Source organism: Streptomyces sp. NTH33, assembly GCF_003236365.1.
GTDB lineage: Bacteria > Actinomycetota > Actinomycetes > Streptomycetales > Streptomycetaceae > Streptomyces.
The window spans coordinates 1-24562 of record NZ_POTZ01000015.1 but is presented as its reverse complement, the minus strand read 5'-3'; the positions used below and the strand labels follow the sequence as shown (position 1 = coordinate 24562).

9 protein-coding genes and 2 pseudogenes are annotated in these 24562 nt (G+C 72.2%); 3 read left to right on the top strand and 8 right to left on the bottom strand.

The genetic code is table 11. The features are described from left to right. The first annotated feature begins 1 nt into the window (after nucleotide 1). Nucleotides 2–3148: a condensation domain-containing protein gene (locus C1I97_RS02885; RefSeq protein WP_111001647.1), complete on the top strand. Its 3147-nt coding sequence runs from the start codon at nucleotides 2–4 to the stop codon at nucleotides 3146–3148. Between the two features lie 5 nt (nucleotides 3149–3153). Then, nucleotides 3154–7671: a non-ribosomal peptide synthetase gene (locus C1I97_RS02880; protein ID WP_111001646.1), complete on the top strand. Its 4518-nt coding sequence runs from the start codon at nucleotides 3154–3156 to the stop codon at nucleotides 7669–7671. A 191-nt stretch (nucleotides 7672–7862) separates the two neighbouring features. Here the strand turns inward: C1I97_RS02880 and C1I97_RS40965 are convergent. The 7 genes and pseudogenes from C1I97_RS40965 to panD all read right to left on the bottom strand — a co-directional run. Then, nucleotides 7863–11300 (bottom strand): annotated as a pseudogene (locus tag C1I97_RS40965) (amino acid adenylation domain-containing protein); the annotation flags it as partial. A 142-nt stretch (nucleotides 11301–11442) separates the two neighbouring features. Next, nucleotides 11443–12102: a cysteine dioxygenase family protein gene (locus C1I97_RS02870; protein ID WP_309147768.1), complete on the bottom strand. Its 660-nt coding sequence runs from the start codon at nucleotides 12100–12102 to the stop codon at nucleotides 11443–11445. Nucleotides 12103–12125: 23 nt separating this feature from the next. Continuing rightward, nucleotides 12126–16787 (bottom strand): type I polyketide synthase, encoded by a 4662-nt coding sequence (locus C1I97_RS02865; protein WP_111001644.1) that lies wholly within the window; start codon nucleotides 16785–16787, stop codon nucleotides 12126–12128. 114 nt (nucleotides 16788–16901) lie between these two features. Next, a complete protein-coding gene (locus C1I97_RS02860; RefSeq protein WP_111001643.1) occupies nucleotides 16902–18068 on the bottom strand; it encodes a threonine synthase in 1167 nt (388 codons plus the stop codon). 108 nt (nucleotides 18069–18176) lie between these two features. After that, complete coding sequence (locus C1I97_RS02855) at nucleotides 18177–19937, bottom strand: ABC transporter ATP-binding protein (protein ID WP_111001642.1); 1761 nt, start codon at nucleotides 19935–19937, stop codon at nucleotides 18177–18179. Beyond that, nucleotides 19934–21718 (bottom strand): ABC transporter transmembrane domain-containing protein, encoded by a 1785-nt coding sequence (locus tag C1I97_RS02850; protein WP_220040778.1) that lies wholly within the window; start codon nucleotides 21716–21718, stop codon nucleotides 19934–19936. Before C1I97_RS02850 ends, C1I97_RS02855 begins: the two co-directional genes overlap by 4 nt. Nucleotides 21719–22068: 350 nt before the next feature. Further along, nucleotides 22069–22584, bottom strand: coding sequence for an aspartate 1-decarboxylase (gene panD / locus C1I97_RS02845; RefSeq protein ID WP_111001640.1), 516 nt, complete (start codon nucleotides 22582–22584; stop codon nucleotides 22069–22071). A 509-nt stretch (nucleotides 22585–23093) separates the two neighbouring features. On the opposite strand from panD, the gene C1I97_RS02840 reads away from it, so the two are divergent. After that, nucleotides 23094–23798: a thioesterase II family protein gene (locus C1I97_RS02840; protein WP_111001639.1), complete on the top strand. Its 705-nt coding sequence runs from the start codon at nucleotides 23094–23096 to the stop codon at nucleotides 23796–23798. A gap of 474 nt (nucleotides 23799–24272) precedes the next feature. Here C1I97_RS02840 and C1I97_RS02835 read toward each other — a convergent pair. Then, nucleotides 24273–24437: pseudogene (locus tag C1I97_RS02835) on the bottom strand (IS701 family transposase); the annotation flags it as partial. Nucleotides 24438–24562 lie beyond the last annotated feature (125 nt).

Genomic DNA, 24562 nt, shown 5'->3' with positions numbered 1-24562 from the left:
CATGAACGACAGGACGAGCACGGACTTCCCCCTCTCCCGGGCACAGCTCGGCATCTGGTTCGCCGACCAGGACGAGGCCCACGGGGGCCGCTACCAGATAGCGGAGTACTTCGACATAGCGGGCCCGGTCGATGCTGCCGCCTTCCGCTGTGCCTGGATCCGGGCATGGGAGGAGACCGAGGCGCTGCGCGTGGCGGTCACGGACACGCCGGCGGGCCCACGCCAGTCGGTCCTGCTCGGGCCGTCGCCCGACATCCGCTTCCTGGACCTCACCACCGCGGGGGACCCCGAAGCCGCGGCGCTCGGCCGGATGCGGGACAACCTGACCCGGCCGCTCGACGTGACCCGCGAACCGGTCCTCACGGTGTGCCTGTTCCGGCTCTCCTCCCGGCGGTTCCTCTGGTACCAGCGCACCCACCACCTGACCGTGGACGGATTCGGGGCGGCGCTCTTCGCCGAGCGCGTCGCCGCCCTCTACGCGCAGGAGACGGGCGGCCCACGGGCGGCCGCCCCCTCCTTCGGCTCGCTGGCCGACCTGCTGGCGGACGAGGAGGCGTACCGGGCCTCGGCGGCGTTCGACGCGGACCGGGACTTCTGGACGCGCAAGCTCGCCGACCGGCCGCGGCCCGTGTCGCTCTCCGACCGCTCCTGGCAGCCGGCCGCGCCGGTGCTGCGCCGTACGGCACGGATCCCCGCGGACCAGGCCGACCGGCTGCGCGCCGGCCTCGGCCGGTCCCTGGCACCGACGGCGGTGGCGGCGGTCGCCGCCCAGCTGCACCTCGTGACGGGCGCCGAGGACGTCGTCGTCTCGCTCCCCGTCACGGCCCGGCGAGGAGACGTCGCGCGGCGCACCCCCGGCATGCTGTCCAACACCGTCCCCCTCCGGCTGGCCGTGCACGGCGGCATGTCCTTCGCCGACCTGACCCGCCAGGCGGCGCTGGTGATCAAGGAGGCACTGCCGCATCAGCGCTACCGTGCCGAGGACCTGCACCGCGACCTGGGCTTCACCCGCGGCGAGCGCGGGGTCGTCGGCCCGATGGTGAACGTCATGACGTTCCCCCACACCTTCACCATGGGAGGCCACACCGCCGTCGCCCATAACCTCTCCAACGGCCCGGTCGGCGACATCGCCGTCGCGGTGGGCGGGCGCCAGGACGGCGCGGGTCTGAGTCTGGACACGGACGCGAGTTCGGCACGGTACACGGAAGGAGAGCTCGCCCATCACGAGCAGACCCTGCTCGGCCTCTTCCGTGCCGCTGCCGACGACCCGCAGACCGCCATCGGCTCCGTCGCGGTGGCCCCGGCCCCACGGGCGGTCAGGGCCGGGGCCCCGGCCTCGGGCGGAGAGGAGGCAGCGCCGGCGGCCCAGGCGGGCCCGGAGCCGGCCACCGCCGCTGACCAGGCCGAGCCGGGTGGGAGCGAGGCCGCTCAGGAGGCGATGGTCCAGTTGTTCCGGAGCGTCCTCGGTGTCGCCGAGGCGGCCCCGGACGACGCGTTCTTCGACCTCGGCGGCGACAGCATCACCGCGATCCAGCTCGTCTCCCGCGCGCGCGAGAGCGGGTGGGCCATCAGCCTCAAGCAGGTCTTCGCCCGCGAGACGCCGCGCGAGCTCGCGAAGGTCGCGGTTCCCGCGGCTCAGGAGCACGCGACCGCGGCGGGGCCTGCCCCGCACGACGCCGTCATGGGGCCCGTCCCGGCGAGTCCGGTGCTGAGATGGCTGGAGGAGCTGGGCGGCCCGGTGGACGCGTACCAGCAGTCCCTGCTCATTCGTACTCCCGCCGGACTCACGCAGGAGACCTTGCGGACGCTGCTGACCGCCCTGACCGACCACCACGACGTCCTGCGCGCCCGGCTGGTGGACGAGCACGGGTGGCGTCTGCACATCGCCCCGGTCGGCAGCACCACCGTGGAGGGGCTTGTCGAACGCGTCGCCGTGGAGGACTTCTCGGACGAGGAGACCGTCGCACTCGCCGCCACCCACGTCCGGAAGGCCGCCGAGCGGCTCGACCCATGGGCCGGCGCCCTGCTCCAGGCGTGCCTCTTCGACGGCGGCCCCGACCGGCGGGGGATGCTGCTGCTGGTGGTCCACCACCTCGCCGTGGACGGCGCTTCCTGGTACACGCTGCTGCGCGACCTGGCGCTCGCCTGGGAGGCCCACGGGGCAGGCCGCCCCATCGAACTGCCTCCGGTCGCGACCTCGGTCACGCGGTGGAACGGGCTTCTGGAGGATTCGGCCCACGACGCCGGGAGGCTGGCGGAACTGGCCCACTGGCGCTCCGTGCTGACCCCGGACGCCCCGTCGCTCGGGGAACGCCCCCTGGACCCGGCCGTGGACACGGCCGCGACCAGCACACGCAGGCACCTGGTCCTCGATCCGGCCCGCAGCGCCCCCCTGCTGTCCTCGGTGCCCGCCGCCGTGCACGGCACGATTCCCGATGTGCTGCTCACCGCGCTGGCCCTGGCGATCCCCGCATGGCGCGCGGAACGCGGGCTCCCCGCCTCCCACGACGTCCTGCTCGACCTGGAGGGCCACGGCCGGGCGGACGGCTCCCACGAGGCCGATCTGTCCCGTACCGTCGGCTGGTTCACGAGCATGCACCCCGTCCGGCTGAACCCCGCGGACGCAGGCGGCACGGTCCCCCAGGACGCCACCCAGGCACTCGCCCGGGTCAAGGAGCAGCTGCGCGCCGCCCCGGGGGACGGGCTGGGCTTCGGCCTGCTGCGCCACCTCAACGCGGACACCGGACGGGAGCTGCGCGGTCTGGCGAAGCCGGAGATCCTCTTCAACTACCTGGGACGGCTCCCCGGCCGCGAGGACGCCGACTGGAGCCCGGTGCCCGCCGCCGACGTCCTGAGGGACGGGCGCGACCCCCGCGGCCCGGCCGGCCACGGACTCACCATCGACGTCCTGGTCCGGGAGGACAGCGGCGGGCCCCGGCTGGAAGCCGGCTTCAGCGCTCCGGCCGGATGGCTCCGCGACGCGGACCTGGACCGGCTGTGCACGCTCTGGGACGAGGCCCTGGGCGCCCTCGCAGCCGCTGCCGCGGGCCGCGAGGTCAGTCGGCACACCCCCTCCGACCTCTATCTCACCGGGCTCGGCCAGGACGAGGTCGATGATCTGGAAGCCGAACTGGAACGGTGGGCCTAGAACCTATGCGTACCTCCCGACTGGAAGACGTCTACCCCCTCACCCCGCTGCAGTCGGGGCTGTACTTCCACGCCCGGCTCGCCGGGGCGGCGGCCGACCTCTACACCGCACAGCTGACCCTCGACCTGACGGGCCCGCTGGATCCTGAACGCCTCGCCCGGTCCTGCACGACCGTCGTGCAGCGCCACGCCCCGCTCCGCGCCGGATTCAAGACCCGTGCCACCGGCGACCCCCTGCAGTTCGTCGTCCGTGACGTCGCGCCCCCGTGGTCCACCTCCGATCTGCGCGGGGCGGACCCGGACCGCAGGGCCGCCCAGCGGGAGCGGCTGATCGCCGGTGACCGGCGCCGGCCTTTCGACCTCGACCGTCCCCCGCTCGTGCGCTTCAGGCTGATCCGGACCGGGGACGAGCAGTGGACCCTGGTGATGACCAACCACCACCTGGTGCTCGACGGCTGGTCGTTCCCGGTACTGGTGCAGGAGGTCTTCCGCGTCTACACCGAGGGCGGGGAGGCCGCCGGCCTTCCCGAACCCGCCCCGTTCCGTTCCTACCTGGAGTGGCTGGCGGACCAGGACCACGCCGAGGCGGTAGCGGCCTGGCGGGAGTCCTTCGAGGGCTTCGACCAGCCGGCCATGGTGGCGTCCGCCACCGCGGCGGTGCCTCCGCGGCACCAGCAGCTGCCCCGCACGGTCGTCTCCGTGCTGCCGGAGGCCGAGACGCGGGCCCTGGGCGCTCTCGTCCGCGGCCAGGTCACCCTGAACACCGTGGTGCAGGGAGCGTGGGGCCTGCTGCTCGGCTGGATGACCGGCAGCCAGGACGTCGTCCTGGGCACCGTCGTGTCCGGCCGGCCTCCGGAGCTCCCCGGTGTCGAGTCCATGGTCGGACTGCTCACCAACACCGTTCCGGTACGGGTGCGGCTCGACGCCGACGAGTCCGTGCCCTCCTACCTCGGCCGGCTGCGGGACGAGCAGGCCCGACTGCTGCCCCACCACCACCTGGGACTCCAGGACCTGCACGACCTGACCGGGCTGCCCGCCCTCTTCGACACGGTGACCGCCTTCGAGAACTATCCGGTCGACGCCGCCGCGGGCGACGAGCTGGCCCCGGGCATCAAGTTGACCGGCGCGGACATCGCGGACGCGACCCACTACGCCCTCACCCTCACCGTCGTCCCCGGCACCGAGCTGGAGATACGCCTCGGCTACCAGCCCCACCTCATGACGGCCGAGGAGGCGCGGTCCTGGCTCGACCGGCTCGTCGAGCTGCTGGCGATGATGGCCGCGGGAGACGGGAGCACCCTCCGGGACCTGATCCCCCTGCTCCCGGGTGAGAAGGAAGAACTCCTGGAGCGCTGGCACGGAGCGGTGCGGGACATCCCGGAGGGAACCCTGGCCGACGGGTTCGAAGCACAGGCGGAGCGCACCCCCGACGCCGACGCGGTCGTCTTCGGAGGGTCCGCCGTCTCGTACCGCGAACTGAACGACAGGGCCAACCGGCTGGCGAGGCTCCTCGTCGGCCGCGGAGCGGGCCCGGGGCGGCGCGTCGCCCTCATGCTGCCCCGCTCCACCGACATGGTGGTGGCCCTGCTCGCGGCCCTGAAGTCCGGTGCCGCCTACATTCCCGTGGACCCGCACCTCCCGGCGGAGCGGGTGCGGTTCATGCTGGACGACGCGAAGCCCGACGTCGTGCTCACCACGGAGGAACTGCTGTCCGTCGTCGGAGCGGACGTGCCGACCGTCACCGCGCAGCAGGGCGACGACGGCTTCCGCGCACTGACGGAGGGCCTGTCCGCCGGCAACCTGACGGAGGGAGAACGCCCTGCCGAGCCGACGGCCGCCGACCCGGCATGGATCGTCTACACCTCGGGATCCACCGGCCGGCCCAAGGGCGTCGTGGCCGGCCACCGCTCCGTCCTCAACCGCATCGCCTGGTACGCCGCCGAGTTCCCGTACGACCCGGACGAGACGGTGATCGCCAAGACGACCCTCAGCTTCGTCGACGGCTCCGTCGAACTGCTGGGAGCCCTGCTGAACGGCGCCCGGATCGCCCTCGCCGACAGCGAGACCGCCCGCAGCGCGATCGCTCTCGCCGCGATGATCGAGGGCACGGGACCGTGCCGGATCACGGTCGTCCCGAGCCTGCTGGGAGCGCTGCTGGAAGAGGCCGGCCGGCGTGACCTGACGTCCTGCGGCCTCTGGGTGTCCAGCGGTGAGGCCCTCACCCCCGAACTGGTCCGGCAGTTCCGCTCCCTCCTGCCGGGGGCGCGCCTGATCAACTTCTACGGCTCGTCCGAGGCCGGAGCGGACAGCCTCTACGCCGAGGCGGACGGGCCCGAGGTCTTCCTCGGCCGCCCCGTGTGGAACACCAGGACCTATGTGCTCGACGCATGGCAGCGCCCGGTTCCCGTGGGAGTGGTGGGCGAACTGCACCTCGCCGGCGCCTGCCTCGCCGACGAGTACCTCAATCAGAGCGGACTGACGGCGGAGCGCTTCCCGGCGTGCCCCTTCGGGGACCCGTCCGACGGGCGGATGTACCGCACGGGTGACCTGGTCAGCCGCCGCCCCGACGGCAGGCTCGTGTTCCACGGGCGCGTCGACGGACAGGTCAAGATACGGGGCTTCCGGATCGAACCGGGCGAGATCGAAGCGGTTCTTGCGGCCCACCCGGACGTGGAAGCCGCGGTGGTCGTCGACCGCCCCGGCACCGAGGGCAGGCCCCGGCTCATCGCGTACGTCGTCCCCGCACACCCCGGCCGGCCGCTCGACGGGACGCAGCTGCGCGCACACCTGGTCGGGCAGCTCCCCGAGTACATGGTTCCCGCGCTGGTCCTCCCGCTGTCCGAGGTGCCGCTGACCGGCAGCGGCAAGATCGACCGCAAGGCGCTGCCCGCCCCCGACTTCCAGTCGGCCTCATCCGGCCGCGCGGCACGGACGGAGCGGGAAGAGCTCCTGTGCGGGCTGTTCGCCGAGGTGCTGGGTCTCGACCGGGTGACGATCGACGACTCCTTCTTCCACCTGGGCGGACACTCGCTGCTGGCCACGCGGCTCATCGGCCGGATCCGGCGGGAGTTGGGTGTGGAAGTCGCCCTGCGCACCCTCTACGAGGCCCCGACGGTCGCCCACCTCGCCGGAACGCTGGAGGAGCGGCCCGCGGCCGCACGTCCGGCGCTGGGGCCGATGGAGCGGCCGGAGGAGTTGCCGCTGGCGCCGGTACAACGCCGCCTCTGGTTCCAGAACAGGCTGGAGGGCGCGAACGGCAACTACAACATGCCGATGGCGCTCAGGCTGACCGGGCCGCTCCACCGTGCCGCCCTGCACCGGGCCGTCAACGACGTCGTCGCCCGGCACGAGAGCCTGCGTACCGCCTTCCCCGACTGGGACGGCGTTCCGCAGCAGGTGGTGCTCGAACCGGACGAGGCGCCTGTCGAGTTGCCGCTCGTGGTGACGACCGAGGAGGACCTGCCGGGCCTGCTCGCCGCCGAAGCCCGCCATCCGTTCGACCTCACCGGGGAAACGCCGGTACAGGCACGTCTGTTCGAGATCGGGGAGCAGGAGCACGTACTCCTGCTGGTGCTGCACCACATCGCGTGCGACGGCTGGTCGCTCACCCCCCTGGCCAGGGACATCGCCCGGGCCTACGCCGCGTCGGCCGCCGGCACCCGGCCGGCGTGGACCGACCTCGCCGTGCAGTACGCGGACTACACCCTGTGGGTCCACCAACTGCTCGGCGGAGCCGACCTGCCGGAATCGGAGCTCAACCGCCAGACCGCGTTCTGGACCAGGGAACTCGCCGGACTACCGGACCGGTTGGAGATGCCCGCCGCGGCCGAGCGCCCGCGGACCCCCTCGTACCGGGCCGGGCACCTCGACGCCCGGATCCCGGTGCCCGTGCAGGAGCCGCTGCACGCGCTGGCGACCCGGTGCGGCGTCAGCCTGTTCATGGTGTGCCAGGCCGCATTGGCCGCCCTGCTCACCGAGCGGGGCGCGGGCACGGACGTGGCGATCGGGACACCGGTCGCCGGACGCACCGACGACGCCCTCGACGACCTCGTGGGGTTCTTCGTGAACACACTGGTGCTGAGGACCAGGACGGATGGGAACCCTACGTTCCGAGAGCTGCTGTCGAGGGTCCGCACGACCGATCTCGCGGCGTACGCGCACCAGGACGTGCCCTTCGACCACATCGTCCAGGCGGTCAACCCCGACCGGTCGGCGGGCCGCCATCCGCTGTTCCAGGTCATGCTCGCCTTCCAGAACAACGCCCTGCCCGACCTGTCGCTGCCCGGCCTCGACGTGAGGACCGAGCCGCTGCCGGACCAGCCGGCACGGTTCGACCTGCGGTTCGAGCTGGCGGAGCGCCGGACCGCCGGCGGCACGCCCGACGGCATCGGAGTCCGCCTCACCTACGCGGTCGACCTCTTCACCGCCGAGGCGGCGCAGGAGCTGCTGCACGGCTACACGGTCCTGCTGGAGCGGGTGGCCACGGACCCCGAGTACGTCGTGGGCGCGACGGCCGGCGGCTGACCACGGCGGACACCCGGAGACGACGGCCCGCCGACGCGTTCGGCGGGCCGTCGCCGTTCCTCCCCGCGGACTCCGGCGCGTGCGGTACCCGGACAGCACGGAAAGGCCCGTCCGGCCGAGCTGACCGCTCGGCCGGACGGGCCTGGTACGTACGGGTCCCGGGCAGGGACCGCGGTTCGAGGGGTGTCCGCTCACCCGGCCCGGTGGGAGGCCACACCGGACAGCCTGTCCGCGATCCGGGGGCCGATGTCGGCCACGGCCACCGGGCCGGTCATCTCCCCGTGAGTGCAGGCGACGTCCACGGTGTGCACCCGGCCCGTCAGGTAGGGCGACCAGTCTCCGGCGGACGGCGCGTCGCCGGTCCGGCCCACCGCGGCGGTGAAGAGGAGCAGGTCACCGTCGAACACGGCAGGCCGGAAGCCGTGGGCCAGGACGACGTTCCGCCGGAACGTCTTGGCCATGGCCAAGACCTGCTGCTCCTCCAGATCGGCGAGGACGCCGCCGGCGGTGTCGGCCGCCTCGGTGAACTCCGCAGGCGTCATCGAAGGCCCGGGAGCGTCCGGCACGCCGTATCCCAGGGACACGAGCAGCTCCCGGAGCCCGTCCGAGGAGAGCGCGGCGGGCACGGCACGGTCGCACAGCGGATAGGCGTCGAGCACCGCGAGCAGGGCGACCGTCTCACCGGCCTCCTGCAGGAGCGTGGCCATGGCCTGGGCCACGAGTCCTCCGAACGACCAGCCGCACAGGTGGTACGGGCCGGACGGCTGCACCGAGCGGATCAGGCGCACGTAGCCCGCGGCCACCTCTTCGACGTCCGCGGCCGGCTCCCCGCCGGTGAGCCCCGCGTCCTGCAGCGCGTAGACGGGCCGATCGGCCCCGACGTGTCGCAGCAGCCCCGAGTAGACCCACCCGACGCCGGCGGCGGGGTGGACGCAGAACAAGGGCGCGGCCGCACCGGTGGCCCGCAGGGGAAGCAGCACCGCGAACGGATCCCCGCCCGCATCGCGACCCAGCAGCGGTGCGAAACGCGCCACCGTAGGAGCCTCGAACAGGCTGCGCACGGTCAGCTCGGTACCGAACACCGCCCGGATCCGGCCCATCAGCCGGATGGCGGCGAGTGAGTGCCCGCCCTGCTGGAAGAAGTCGTCGTGGATGCCCACCGCCCGCACCCCGAGTACCTCGGCGAACAGGCTGCACAGCACCTCCTCGACGGGGTCGCGCGGCGGGGTGAAGGCATGGGCGGTCCGGGCACGCGGAGCTGGCAGGGCCGCACGGTCCAGCTTGCCGTTGGGTGTCAAGGGGAGCGCGTCGACGATCACGAACTGCGACGGCACCATCGGGCCAGGCAGGCGCAGAGCGGCTTCCCGCCGCACGTCCTCGGTGAACAGGCCGGGGTCGGACCAGCCCTCGCCGGGGACCGCGGGTGCTCCGTGTGCCCCGGCCCGGCCGGAGGACGGAGTCCCCGCCGTGCGGGGCCGGGTCGCGTAGACGGTGACCAGTCCGGTGTCCGCGAGCATGTGCTGCCCGTCGACCGCGACGCGGTACCCCCTGGCCTCCAGGTGCCGCTGGATCCAGTCGACCTGCCCGGGCAGGTCGTGGGCCTCGATGACGAGTTGGCGGACGAGGGGCCAGTGCTCGTCACGCAGCCCGAGCAGGACCTCCCGCTCGCTCTTCTCCGCGTCGATCTTCAGCAGGTCGATCCGGTCGACGCCGGTCTCCTCGATGACGTCGGAGAGCGTCCGCAGGACACAGGTGACGTCCACGTGCCTGAGCCGTTCGGTCAGCAGGCTGTCCAGGTCGGCCTCGCTGCCGGGAGCGGGAGGCTCGCCACCCCGACTCTCGTTGCGGACGAACGCCTCCAGTACGCCGCGCTCCTCGGCGAGGTCGCCGAACCGCCCCGACATGATCGACAGCTGCGGGTAGTAGGTGAACGTGGCGCTCCCCGAGCTCTCCGCGATGCCGCAGGGGAACAGCCGCGCGTCGACTCCGTGGATCCGTGTGTTGAGCTCGAGCAGGCGGAACAGCTGCGGTATGGGCTCGAACGAGTAGATGACGCTGCCCGGGCACGATCGGGCGACCGAGAGCGAGAACAGGCCGATGTGGGCACCCACGTCGAAGACGCGGGAGCCTTCCGGCAGGACGATGCCGTGCCGCTGGTACTCGTGGCCCTCGAAGATCTCCCGGTAGAGGAAGTCCGTCTCGGTCGGATTGTTGGCGGCGATCACCATGTCGTTGGGAAGGGTGTGCAGCTCACCGGCCGCGAGGGCCCCCTCGCCCTCGAGCCGGCACAGGTTCCGCAGGGGCGCCGCCGCGATGTGGTCGGGCACGATGTGGGCGACCAGTTGCGTTCCGCCGGAGCCGTCGGCTGCAGGGGTCACCACGGCCTCGGCGACCGCGGGATGCCGCACCAGCACCGCTTCGATCTCACCGGGCTCGATCCGCACACCACCCACCTTGACCTGGTGGTCGGTGCGTCCGGCGTAGTGGACGGCCCCGTCGTCGCGGATGCGGGCGAGGTCCCCGGTGCGGTACATGCGGGTGCCGGGAGGGCCGAACGGGTCGGGAAGGAAGCGTTCGGCCGTCAGCCCGGGCCTCTGCACGTACCCCGTCGCCAGCTGGACGCCCGCGATGTAGAGCTCTCCCGTCACGCCGGGGCCGACCGGACGGAGATCGGCGTCCAGGACGTACAGCTGGGTGTTCCACACGGGCCGGCCGATCGGAACCGGACCCGGCCGGTCGTCCGGCCGGCACCGCCAGTAGGACACGTCCACGGCGGCCTCGGTGGGCCCGTAGAGGTTGTGCAGCTCCGCGTCCAGCACCTCGAAGAACCGGTCCCGCAGCTCGCCCGACAGCGCTTCACCGCTCGCGAACACCCGGCGCACGGTGGTGCACAGGCGCGTGGTCGGCTCGTCGGTGAACAGGCGCAGCATGGACGGCACGAAATGGAGGGTGGTGATCCGCTGTGCCCGGATCACCTCGGTGAGGTAGGCGGGGTCGCGGTGTCCGTCCGGGGCGGCCACCACGAGGCACGCCCCGACGCTCAAAGGCCAGAAGAACTCCCACACCGACACGTCGAAGCCCGCGGGGGTCTTCTGCAGCACGCGGTCGTCGTCGCCGAGGGGGTGCTCGGCCTGCATCCAGCGGAGGCGGTTCACGATCGCGGCATGGGACACCGCGACGCCCTTGGGGCGACCCGTGGATCCCGAGGTGTAGATCACGTAGGCCGTGTTCAGCGGGTGCGGGGCCGGGAGCGGTCGGCCCGCGGGGTCCGCCGGGCCCGGCTCGGCCGCCCGTCTGACGTCGTCGGCGGTCAGCACCAGCAGCGCCCCGGCATCGTCGACCATGTGCCGGATCCGCTCGTCCGGGCTGTCCGGATCGAGCGGCAGGTAAGCGGCCCCGGCCTTGTGCACGGCGTACAGCGCGACGACGAGTTCGACCGAACGCGGTACGCGCACCGCGATGACCGTCCCGGGGCCCGCACCCTTCGCCACGAGCGACACCGCCAGCCGGTGTGCCCTCTCGTCGAGCTCGGCATAGGTCAGCGAGACTCCGTCGGCGATGAGCGCGACGGCCTCGGGAGTCCTGGCCACCTGGGCCGAGAACAGGTCCGGCAGGGTCTCTGCCGTCATGCCGTGAGCTGACTTGTCGCCCATGACGTCACTTCCCAATACTGTTGGACTGATGACCGGGCCGGGTGGCTCCGCGACGGCCCGGCCCCGACGGGGCAACGGGCCCGGATCACTGGCCGGCGCTTCTGGATCTCTTCCGCGGCTACCGCCGGGGGACGGGACGGCCTCCGGCGGCCGGGTCCTCCGCCTGCCTCACAGGCAGGTCGTAGACCCGGCGGATACTGGTGCCGAGCCGGCCGATGTCCGCTCCGTAGACGTGGATGGAGACGGTCCGGCCGGCGGCCGTGCTGCGGACGTCGTGGATGTCGCCCGGCGGAGCGAGGGCCGCCACGGCACCGACCCCGCTCGTGGTGGTGTCCACGGCGAGGAGATGCCGCTGCTCCGGACTGCCGGAGAGGCGGTAGACGGTCTCCTCCTCGGCACCCTCGTGGATCCCGATGACGCACCAGCAGACGTGATCGTGTACCGGGGTGCGCTGACTCGCCAGCCAGACGAGGGCGACGACGGAGAAGGAGCCGTCCGCCTCGACGTGAAGGACGTGCTGCTTGTATCCACCCCGCTCGGCCTCTTGCTGGGCGGGGGTCAGGAGGTCGGCACGCCCGAGGTGCGGGGCGAGCGCCGCGGCCACTTCCCAACCGGCCTCCCCGGCGGAAGCCTCCGGCCGGGCGCGCAGCGCGGCCCGGACCTCCTCGACGAGCCGGGTCAGGCGCGGGGTGCGGGGCTGGGAGGGCAGGTGCTGCGCCCCCGTGCCCGCGGACGCCGTCCCGGGCCGTTCCCGGTCAGCACCCGGAACCGCGTTCACCTGCACTGCTGTCTCCTTTCACTTCACTGCTGACGGCGGCTGCGAGAGCGGGCCATGCGGTTCTGCTGCTGCTGACGCCGTGAGCCGGCACGGTTGCGCACCTCCTCGAGTGAGTTCCTGACGTCCTCGGCGGGGACGGTGCCTCCTCCGTCCACCAGCGCCGCCAGGCGGGCGATCGTCAGGGACTCGTAGAGCTGGGCGACCGTCAGCGACGTGCCGAGCGACCTGTTGACGGTGGAGATGAGCTGAATGGCGACCAGGGAGCTTCCGCCGAGGTCGAAGAAGCTGTCGTCGACGCCGATCTGCTCGATGCCCAGCAGTTCCTGCCACATCGCGCAGAGACGGCGCTGGACCGTGCCGTGCGGGGCCGTGTAGGCACTGGGCACCTCGGGGCGCGGGTGCACGGTCCGGGGCGAATCCAGGCCGCTCAGTCTTTCGTCGGCCTCCTGGTCCTGGCCGCGCAGGGTGAAGGCGTTCTCGACCAGGTGGCGCGCGTCGACGGGCGTGACGATCAGCTGGGGTTCGTGCGAGCCCGACAGACCGCGCTCCAGTGCCTCGATCGCATCGGCGGGAGCCATGCCGCGCTCGGCCACGTCCTTGCCCCGGGCCTGCGCCAGCTCGTTGCCCGGATCCGCCGCGACGGCCATGCCGACCTCCTGCCACGGACCCCAGTCCACGGTGAGCACGCGGGGCGAGGGCCCCGCGCCCGACGCGTGGGCATGGGCGTAGGCATCGAGGAAGCAGTTGGCCGCCACGTAGTCCACGAGCCCGAAGTCGCCCACGTTGGCGGAGTTGGAACCGAAGAGCACCATGAAGTCGGGCTTCACCGGGGCGAGGGCCCGTTCGAGAGTGAGCGTTCCGCCGACCTTCGGGGCCATGACCGCGGCGGCCTCCTCCAGGGTCTTGAGCTGCGCGAGCCCGCCGCCGACGACCCCTGCGGCGTGGAACACGCCGTCGATCCGCCCCCAGGCGTCCGTGACCTGGGACACCGCCGCCTCCGTCTGCGCGGGATCGCAGACGTCCGCCGCGATCACCCGGACCTCGGCGCCCAGGTCCCTGATCTCCCGCAGCTTCTGGACGGTCCCGGTCGGAGCGGGCCCCCCGGCCCGCGCGCCCGGCCGCTCCGCCCCGTCCTCCGCGGGGACGGGAGTGCGGGCCAGCAGGGCCAGCTTGCGGCCCGGCCTGGACAGATGGGCCGCGAGCGCCAGTCCGAGACCACCGGTGCCGCCCGTGATCAGGTAGACACCGTCCTCGCGCAGGACCGACGTCCCGTCCTCCGCGGGAGGGAGCGGGGCGGGTGCGAAGGTCTGGGACCAGCGGTGCGGCCCCCGGTGTGCCACTGCGGCGTGTGCCGGCGGTACCGTGAACTCGGCGACCAGCCGGGCGGCGTGCTCGTCGGCGGACGAGCCGTCCAGGACGATGTCGACGCTGCGACAGGCCAGCCCGGGGTGCTCCCGCGGGATGACCCGGCAGGGCCCGAGCACGGTGGCCTTGAGCGGCATGAGAGGCTCGGACCCGATCACGTCGTGGATCCCGTTGCTCACCACCCACACGGAGCGCTCGGCCCCGTCGGCCAGACCGTTGAGGGCCTGCGAGAGCAACAACAGGCTGTTGAACCCCAGCCACAGCGAAGCGGTGTCCTCCTGGGGCGCCTCCTGCGGTGCGGGGCCGTCGGTGACGCCCCAGCAGTGGGCGACGAACGCGGGTACGGGGCCGTCCTCGGCAAGGCCCCGTACCAGACGGCCGTAGTGCGACGAGTCGCGCGGGTCGATCGTGAACCCGCCACCGTCCCGCCGGTCCCACGCCGATCCCGCCGCCACCGTCGTGACCACGGCACCGGCAGCCCGCAGACGGGCCGCCACCGCCTCGCCGAGCCCGAGGGTATCGGTGAACACCAGCCAGCGTTCGCCGGCGTGGTCGGGCCGCGCGGGCGGCAGGGCGGTGCGCTCCCACGAGGGGATCTGGAACCAGTCCGTGACATCGGGCCGTCGTCGCGCGGATCCGCGCTCCGCGGTGGCGCCCGTGCGCCGCTCCAGCCAGTACCGCTGCCGCTGGAACGGGTACGTGGGCAGGCCGACGCGCCGGCGCCGCTCGTGCCCGTAGACGCCTGTCCAGTCCGGTTCGCAGCCGTTCAGCCACAGTTGGCCGAGCGCGCGCTGCGCGGCCTCCACCGGGTGCCGCCCGTCCCGCCGGTGGGGCAGCGTGGCGGTGACCAGGCGTGCGGAAGGCCCGGTGAGGACGCGTCGTGCCAGGCTGCTGAGCGTGGTCCCGGGACCGATCTCGAGGAACACCAGGTCCGGATCGGCCGCCAGGGTGTGCACCCCGGTGGCGAACTCGACCGGGCTCAGGATCTGCCGGCCCCAGTACTGCGGGTCCTGTGCCTGCTCGGCGGTGATCCAGGTGCCCGTCACGTTCGACACGAAGCGCACCGAGGGCTCCCGGCGGGGGACCGCCGCGACGGCCGCCGTGAACTCCTCGACCATTGGCGCCATGAGGGCCGAGTGGAAGGCGTGCGACGTCGCCACCGGGTGAGTGGGGATTCCGAGGGCCGCGAGCCGCCCGGCGAAGGCCGCCACATCGGCCTCCGGCCCGGCCACCACGCAGTCCTTCGGGCCGTTGTGGGCGGCGAGCGACAGACCCTCCGGCAGCAGGGCCAGGACGGAGTCGCGGTCCGCCACCACGTTCAGCATGGAACCCCGCTGCCGGCGCTGCATCAGCGCTCCGCGGAGGACGACCAGACGCAGTGCGTCCGGCAGGGTGAACACCCCTGCCAGGCAGGCCGCGACGAGTTCGCCGAGGCTGTGCCCGAGCAGTGCCGCGGGCTTCACGCCCCACGACTCCCACATGCGGGCAAGCGCGTACTCCAGGACGAACAGCGCGGGCTGCGCGGCTTCCGTCTGGTTCAGCGCGGCGGCCGCCTGCGCCGACTCCCGGTCACCGAGGAGGTGGTTGCGTACCGTCGTGCCGGTCCCGCTCCCGGCCAGGGCCCGGGTACAGGCGTCGACGGCCTGACGGAACACCGGTTCCTGCGCGTACAGCTCGGCCGCCATGCCCGGGTACTGGCCCCCCTGACCGCTGAGCAGGAACGCGACGCCCGGCCGGCCGCCCTCGTGGTGGCCGTCGACGACGCGTGCGGGATCGGCGGCCGCCAGGGCGTCCGCCACGGCCGGACCGTCCGGGCCCGTGACGATGCGGCGCACCGGAAAGACGTGCCGCCCCACCGCCGCGGTGTAGGCGGCGTCCTGCAGGGGCGTCCCGCCGGTACGGAGGACCCCCGCCACACGTTCACTGAGCTCGTCCAGCGCCTCCTTGCTGCGGGCGGAGAGCACCAGCAGCTGCGAGGAGCGGGCCGACCCCACGGCGGCGGGAGCGGCCGGCGCCTCCTCCAGCACGACGTGGGCGTTGCTGCCACCGAAGCCGAAGGCGCTCACACAGGCCAGCCGGGGGCGCTCCGACCGGGGCCACGGGGCGCGCTCGCGCTGGACGACGAACGGGCCGGCCGCGAAGTCGATGGCGGGATTGGGAGAGTCGAAGTGCAGGGTCGGCGGCAGCGTCTCGTGCCACAGGGACAGCACTGTCTTCAGCAGCCCGGCGATGCCCGCCGCCGCGTCCAGATGACCGATGTTCGACTTGAGGGAGCCCAGGGCCACGGTGCCGGGCAGCACCCCCTCGTACACCTGGGTCAGGGCGCGGATCTCGATCGGATCGCCCATGACCGTGCCCGTACCGTGTGCCTCGACGTAGCCGATGGCCGACGCCGGGGTGCCCGCGTCACGAAGGGCGGCGCGGATGACCTCCGCCTGGCCGGTCACCGCCGGCGCCGTGAAGCCGACCTTGACCGCGCCGTCGTTGTTGACGGCGGAACCCTTGATGACCGCGTACACGGTGTCGCCCGCGTCCAGCGCATCACTGAGGCGCTTGAGCGTGACCACCCCCGCCCCGCTGCCGAACAGCGTTCCCGCAGCCCGGGAGTCGAACGGCCTGCAGTGACCGTCGGGAGAGAGGAAGGACCCCTCCTGGTGCAGGTAGCCCTGGTTGTGTTCCGCGTTGATGAACACCCCGCCGGACAGGGCCATGTCGCATTCCCCGTCGCGCAGCGAGCGGCAGGCGAGGTGGACGGCGACGAGCGAGGTCGAACACGCGGAGCGCAACGAGACGCTGGGGCCGCGCAGATCGAGCTTGTACGAGACGCGGGAGGCCAGGAAACCCAGTTCGTTCCCGAGGAGGACCTGCGTTCCGCCGGTGCTGTCGACGACCTCGGGGTTCGAGTAAATGTTGGCGAGGTAGTTGTTGGTGCCGGCCCCCCCGAACACACCGACGCGCCCGCTCACCTGTGCGGGGGTGTAACCGGAGTGCTCCAGGGCCTCCCAGGCGGTCTCCAGGAACACGCGGTGCTGCGGATCCATCGTCTCCGCCTCGCGCGCGGTGTAACCGAAGAATCCGGCGTCGAACCCCGTGACGTCGTCGAGACAGGCACCGGCGGGCACGAAGTTCGGCTGGGCGATGGTCTCGCGCGACGCACCGGCCGCGATCAGCTGCTCTTCGGTGAAGAACGAGACAGACTCCACGCCGTCGCGGATGTTCGCCCAGAATTCGTCCAGATTGCGGGCGCCGGGGAAGCGCCCGGCCATTCCGACGATCGCGATGTCACGGTCTGCGTGCTGCCCGAACTCGTGGTCTGCCACTGTTTCTCCGTCATCAGAACAAGACAAGAAGGGGGTCCCCGCCGTCGCCACCCCGTCGTCGCCGCGCCGGTTCCGGCGGCGAGCCGGGTGGCAAGGGGCCGAGGGCGGGAGGGATCAGGAGGGTTCGACCATCCGGCTGCGCCCGGTCAGGTTGAGGAGGACCGTCTGGTCCGGACGGATCCGGCCCGCCGCCGCTTCGTTGCGTACCGCCGCGACGGTTGCCGCCGAGGCGTAGCACACGTCGATCTCCTCGAGTTCCGCGAGCATGCGCCGCGCCTCGACGAGCTCCTCGCGGGGGGCCCGGACGATCGACCCCCCGGTCTGCGTGGCGATGGCGTGCAGGTACGGGTAGTAGGGCGAGCCGTCACCGAGGAGGATGGCCGTCGCCAGTCCCGACGGCTGTTCGATCACGTCGTCCGCGGTGAGCTCCGTCCGGCCCTCCATCCAGGCGTTGGCCGCCGGTGCGCAGGACTGCTCCTGGACCATGAGGAACCGCGGCATCCGGTCGAGCTCGCCGAGGGCCAGGTACTCGCGCATGCCCTTGTGCGCGGCGAGCATGCCCATACCGCTGCTGACGGCCTGCACCACGACGTCAGGAGTGCGGTCCATCGCGTCGAGGGCCTCCAGGTAGGCCAGCTTGAGACCCTCCCGCCGAGCCCAGTTGAAGAACCCGGCGTCCAGGTGGAGCCCGTGCGCTGCGGCGAACCGGCGGGCCTCGGCGGACGCCTCCACGTAGCTTCCCGCGACCACGGTCAGTGAGGTCCGCTCGTCCTGCGCCACGAAGTGGTTGCGGACGAAGTCCTCGCCGCAGAAGAAGATCCCGCGCATCGCGGGATCCATCTGTACCGCCCGGGCGAGGGCGGTCGAGCTGTTCCCCGTGCTCGACGCGACGAATTCCTTGACTCCGAACTGGCGCAGCACGGCCGGCACCAGCGAGGCGAGACGGTCCTTGGTGGTGCGGGTCGGCTGCTGGGACTCGTCCTTGACCCACAGGTCCGGGACCCCGATGGCTGCTCCGAGCCGCGGCGCCGGCCGGCAGGGCGTCCTGCTGGTCACGCCGCTGTCGAGGAAGTCCCTCGCCGTCAAAGGCAGGAGGTCGAAGTAGACCTGCTCCGGATCCGCGTGGTCGTACCGGGTCAGCCGTTCCAGCGAATACCGGGGCTCCAACGCACCCGCGCAGCTCGGACATCGGTACACGAGGGCGGGCGGGAACACGCTCTCGCAGAGCAGGCAGACCAGGTCGAACTTCTCGGCCGCTTCGACGTGCTTCGTGGCAACCATGGAGGATGCGGGGTCCCTTCGGAGGGGTGCAGCGGGGCGCAAAGGAGGCAGGGAAACGAGAACGCCCCCCGGTCCGGGCCGGGAGGCGTTCTCGTGGACGGGAGCGGTTCAGCCTTCGCCGTTCCAGGAGCGCCAGAGGGCGGCGTAGGGCCCGTTCGCGGCGGTGAGCTCGTCGTGCGTGCCGAGCTCGACGATGCGGCCCGCCTCCATGACCGCGACGCGGTCGGCGTCGTGGGCGGTCTGCAGGCGGTGTGCGATGGCGATGACGGTGCGGTCCGAGCGGACGGCGGCCATGGCCCGCTCGGCCTGACGGGCGGTCGTGGGATCCAGCAGTGCCGTCGCCTCGTCGAGGATCAGCGTGTGCGGATCCGCGAGCTGGACCCTGGCGAGCGTGAGCTGCTGGGCCTGGGAGGCTTGCAGTTCGACTCCGCCCGCGCCCAGCATGGTGTCGAGCCCGTCGGGGAGGTCCCGTACCCAGTCGACCTCCATCATGGCGAGCGCCTCGAGGATGGCGTCGTCGTGGGCGTCCGGGGCCGCCATCGTCATGTTGTCCCGGAGGGTGCCGATGAACACGTGGTGTTCCTGCGTGATCAGGACGATGCGGGTACCCAGCTCGCCGGCTGCGGCCAGGTCGGCGACCTTCACACCGCCGACCAGGACGTCACCGGCGTCCGGCAGGTCCACACCGGACAGCAGCCTGCCGAGGGTGGACTTGCCGGCTCCCGAAGGACCGACTACCGCCAGCCGCTCGCCCGGTCGTACCAGCAGGCCGACATCGGTCAGCACGTCCTGCGCGCCCGTGTAGGAGTACCGGACTCCGCTGACCGTGATGCGGTCGTCCTCGGGCTGCCGGACCTCGGACCGCGGCTGCTCCGCCACCAGGCCGACGCCCTTGATCCGGGCGAACGACGCACCGCTGCGCTGGAGCTGCTCGACCCAGGCGAGCGCACGGTCGAGGGGATCGACCAACTGCCACATGTACAGGCTGCCGGACACGACCGCGCCCAGGCTCAGCGTCCCGTTCAGGTAGCTGAGGCCGCCCACCAGGAGGATGAGCGCCATGGGCAGGGAGTGGGCGAACTCGGTGACGGGGAACAGCACGGTCCGCAGCCGCAGGGTTCGCACGCCCGCGGCGTACGTCGTGTCGACGGCCTTGTCGATCGTGCCGTTCTGCCGGCGGCGCAGACCGAAGGCCTCGACGGTCCGGGCACCGTGGGCGGTGGCGTTCAGGGCTTCGGCCACGCCACCCGCGGCCGCTCCCTCGGCGAGGTACGCGTCCCGCGCACGGGCGAGGTACCAGCGGCTGACCCACCACACCATGGGCAGGCCGACGAGCGAGCAGAGCCCCACGAGGGGGTCGAGGAGGAACACGGCCACGAAGATGAACAGCACCTGGACGCCGGCGATGAACACATCGGGCGCCGCGTTGCGCAGCGTGGCGGCCACCGTGCCGACGTCCAGCGAGGAGCGCGTCACCAGGTCGCCGGTGCTGACCTGGTCGACGACACGCCCCGGGAGCGCGAGCGCGCCGTCGATGACTTCCTCGCGGAGCCGGGCGAGCGCGCGCTCGCCGAAGCGGTGCGAGAAATAGCGTGCGTAGCGGATCAGGATCAGCTGCGCCAGGGCGAAGGCGAGGACGGCGGCTGCCATCCCGTCCACCTGCGAGACGGTCATGTCCCCGGCCTCGATCCGGGTGACGATCCGGCCCAGCAGCCAGGGGCCGGCCAGTCCCGCGAGAGAGGCGAGGCAGGTCAGGACGATTATCCCCGCCATGGACCGCCCGTCGTCCTTCAAGAGCTGCCAGCTGGCCCGGCGTACCGTCGCGGCATCGGCGACCGGGAGGGTCCTGGCCTCGTCGGCACGGCTCATCGGGTCTCTCCTTCTCGGGCGTGCGCCGTACTGGCCGCGGGGACGCCTTCGCTGTCACCGCGGAACACGAGCGCCGCGTATCCGGGCTGGGTGGCGAGCAGTTCGCCGTGACTGCCGGTGGCTGCCACCTTGCCGTCCACCAGGTAGACGACCTCGTCCGCATGGCCGAGCAGGAGCGGGGACGTGCCGACGACGAGGGTGGTGCGCCCCTGGCGGAACGCGCCGACCCGGGTCGCGACCGTGGCCTCGGTGTGCGCGTCCAGGGCCGACGTGGGCTCGACGAGCACCAGTACTTCGGGATCGGCGAGCAGCGCCCGCACCAGACGGAGCCGCTGGCGCTGTCCTCCCGAGACGTTGCGGCCCTGACTGTCCAGATGGGAGTCGAGGCCGTCGGGCATCGACGCGACGACGTCCTGCGCCACGGCGGCGTGCAGCGCACGCTCGATCTCCTCGGGGGAGTGGTCGTCGTGAACGGACAGAGCGGATTGGAGCGGTCCGCTGAAGAGGTAGGAGTCGTTGTCGGACACCAGGAGCCGGCTCCGCAGCGAGGCGAGGTCGATGTCGGACAGCCTCGTGCCGCCCCAAGTGGCGGCGGAGTCCTGGTAACCCGCCACCCGGTCGACCACGGCCCGCGCCTGGTCGGGCCGGGCGCTGACGAGGGCGGTCAGCCGCCCGGGCCGCAGGGTCAGCCCGGACGCCGGGTCGTGCAGCGGGGCGGGTTTGGCGGGCGCCGCCACTCGTGCGCCGTGCCGGTCGGATTCCGGCGCGAGCGCCAGGATGTCGACCACGCGCCGGGCGGACACGAGGCCGCGGGGGAGGTCGTCCGCGCCCTCGATGAAGAAGGAGACCGGGACCAGGAGCGCCGCCACGTATCCGTACACGGCCACCAGCTCACCGACCGTGATCGAACCGTCGGCCGCCATGCGTGCGCCGAGCCACGTCACCAGTGCCAGGAAGAGGAGCGGCAGACACGCGCCGAGCGCCTGTACCCAGCTCGTGAGCGCGGCCACCCGGTACCCCAACGGGACCAGGGACTGCGAGCGTTCGCGGTAGCGCCGTGCGAAGAGCGGCTTGCCGCCCATGCCGTTCAGCACGCCCAGCCCGGTGACCATGTCGCCGGCGAGGGCGGTGAGTACTCCCTGCTGTTCCCGGTAGTCGCCCTCGGCTCCGTGCAGCCGCCCCAGGAGGGGGCCGACGGTCACCGCGAGGAGCGGGACGCCGAGCAGGACGACGACCGCCAGCACGGCTGAGATGTTGAACAGGAGGACGGCGGTGGCGATGTAGGCGACGGCCGCGCCGACCCCTGGGCCCGTGATGGTCAGGGTCTGCGCGATCCGGCTGATGTCGCCGGCCTGCAGATGGGTCAGCTCGCCCGCCGAGACGTGGCGCGGCAGGGTGGAGCCGAGACGGGTGACGTGCCGGGTGATGACCTGGACGGTCCGGTAGGCCGCGTCGATCCGTATGAAGGTCATGGTGCGGTGGCGCAGGATCCCGAGGACCGCGATGGCGGCCCCGGCCACGAGGACCGCCGCCACCCAGCCGACCAGCGCGCCGGTGTCCCGCGCCCGCAGCCCTTCGTCGATCGTTTCGGACATGAGGTAGGGGGGCAGCATCAGGGCGCACATCCAGGTGCTGCCCCACAGGGAACCGAGCAGGACCCGTTTGCGCTGCCTCACTGTCAGCCACCACAGGAAACGCAGAGGGCTGTGGTGGTCGGGCTCCCCGGGATCGCTGTAGGGGACCCGGTGCGCGAAACCGGGCAGGTCTGGTCCGTCGGTCATCTCGGTCATCCTTGTGTTGGTTCAGATCGGCCGATACCGCTGTGTCGGCATGGGCTGCGGGAGCGAATCTGTCCCGGAGCGGCGGTCCGGCCCCGCTGCGGCGAGGACGGAGACCGGCAGGTGCCATCAACAGACGGCAGAGGGACACGAAGACGTCACCGTCGGCCCCGTCGTCCCTCGCGGTGGGGACGACGGGGCCGACGGTGACGGATGAGGGGCACGGGCGATGCCCGGCGGAAGGAGGCCGACCCGACAGCGCGGATCACGCAGGGCCCCGGATCGCTGGAGAGCGGTCTGACGGAGCCGAGTTCCTGCGCTGCGCACAATGCGCCAGCATGCGATCCATATTCTTAGTACGACCCGGGCTTGTCAACGCCTGATTCTCGGTGAGCGGCCGAACGGTGCTGCGCGGGCGGTTGCGGCTCAGTGGCCGCCGCGGGTCCCGGTCGAGGCGGGGCCACCACGTCGCCCCGCTTCAGCCCGCTCTCCTCGGGCGCCTCCGCGGGATCGTGTCCGGTCAGGGACACCCGGTTGTGCTCGTCGACGAAGACGACCCGCGGCTTGAGCCCACGAGCCTCCTCGTCGGGCACCTGGGCGTAGGCGATGATGATGACGAGGTCTCCAGGGCTGATGAGCCGTGCTGCGGCACCGTTGATCCCGACGATCCCGGAGTCCCGCGGTCCTTCGATGACATAAGTGGACAACCGGGCACCGTTGTTGATGTCGACGATGTCGACCTTTTCGCCCGGCAGCAGATCGGCCTCCTCCATCAGATCGGCGCTGATGGTCAGGGACCCCACGTAGTGGAGGTCGGCCTGGGTGACGGTCGCCCGGTGGATCTTGGACTTCATCATGGTGCGGTACATGCTGGTCAACCCTCGAATCGTAACTGGGATGAACGGGCCGTCGCGCTCGACTGCGACGGCGTGGAAGACGCGGCGAGCCCCCACGGGAAGTCGCGGGACGGGCCGCTGGGCGGAATGGTGTCCCTCTGGCCAGGTGGAGTCCTGCCCGCGGATTCCCGGGTCGGCGTGCGACTCGGGACCGGGGTTCGGCAAAGGGCAGGAAGGCGCAGTGGACGGCGGTCGGCCCACGGGAGCCGACTATAACCGGCGGTGTGACGGTGCCCGCCCGGCCGCAGCCGCCTGATCGGCACGAACCCCTTGACAGGGCCGTGGGCGGCCTAAGAATATGCACGTCAAAGTGGCCCTGCTGTGCCGTCGTTCAGTGGCGCGCGGTGTAGGCGGCCCGCGGAGCCTCCCGCCTCCGCACTGCTTCAATCCTCCTGCCGCGGCCACGGCCGTCCCCAACTCCCGGACTCCGGCGGGGATTTTAACAGGTGCCGGAAACTCTCCGAAGATCAGAAAGTACCTCTGTGTCCAAGTTGTCTCTTGTCTGCGTCCCCTTCGCGGGCGCCGGTGCCTCCTACTACCGTTCGTGGCGCTCTCACGCGGCTCCCGACATCGAGTTGGTGCCGGTACAACTCCCTGGGCGTGAGCGGCTGATCGAGCAGGAGCCGGTGCGGAGCATCCGCGAGGCGGTGGCCACCGTCCTGCCCCAACTGCTGTCGAGCGTCGAGGGAACCCGGGTGGCGCTCTTCGGACACAGCAGCGGAGGCGTCCTGGCCCTGGCGCTGGCCCAGGAACTCGCGACGCGCACCGACGTCGAGGTGGTCCGGCTCTTCGTGAGCGGAGCGCCGGGGCCCGGCCTGCGCCGGGCCCGGCACGCGACGGGCCTGCCGGACGAGGCGTTCATCGAGCGCGTCGAGGAGTTCGCGGGATACCGCCATCCGGCTCTGGGCAACCCCGAGATGCGGGAGCTGATCCTGCCCGCGCTCCGCGCCGATGTGGAGATGTACGAGGGATTCGTCCACGATCCGGCCGTCGAGCTCCCCGTGCCGATCACGTCGCTGCGCGGCCGGGACGACGACAACGTGACCCTCGCCGAGGCGCAGGACTGGCGGAACGTCACCAGCTGCGGCTTCGAGTTCGTGGAAATGGAGGGCGGACACATGTACCTGAACCAGTCGGCGTCCGAGGTGCTGCGCGTCGTCCGGCAGGCCACCGCCATCGCGGCCTGAAGTCCCGGCCTCCCCGTCGGCGCGTGAAGCAGGCGTGGACGGTGGCAGGCGCTTCCCCGGGCCGGCCCCGGCCGGGTGATGTCCCCGTTGCGCTGACGGAGGGGTCGCGGAGTGTCTGTCCTCGGTGGTGCCGGGCACGGCGAGCCGGCCGGCCACGGCAGCGAGCAGCTGTACCTCCTGGACGGTGTCGACAGACGCATGAAGCCGCCTCTGGGCCGGTGGACCGGCCCCACGGACCGGGCGTACGACTCCCGGCTGAGCCGGGCGCTGGCGGGCGTACCGGCGAAATACCGCTCGGGCGGGGTCCGCTTCGATCCGTCCGTCTGGTACATTCCGGCGCCCGCCATCCGGCGGGAGACCGGCCGCGCGATGGACGGCCTGCGGCAGCAGGCCGACGGCATGGCACAGCGGATCGGCACGAGCCTCGTGCCGTCGCACGGACCTTTCCCATCTGCCGTTCTTCCCCAACCCCGCCTATCGGCAGGACGGAACCGTTTCTGCATCCCCCTTTGCCGCGGCGTCGGCGGCCATGGCCGCGAGGAAGGCGTGGGCGAGCATGGCCAGGGTGATGTGCCGCATCCAGCCGGTGTAGCGGCGGACCTCGTACTGGTCCAGGCCGCACTCGTTCTTCGCGGCCTGGGTAGGGTGGGCCGCGCGGCGAGGTGCCAGATGTGCTGGTCCTTTTCCGCGCGGCCTCCCTCCGAACCGGACGGGCCCGCTTTCCGGGCATCCGGCTCTCCGGTGACTACTGCGTGAGCGGGGAG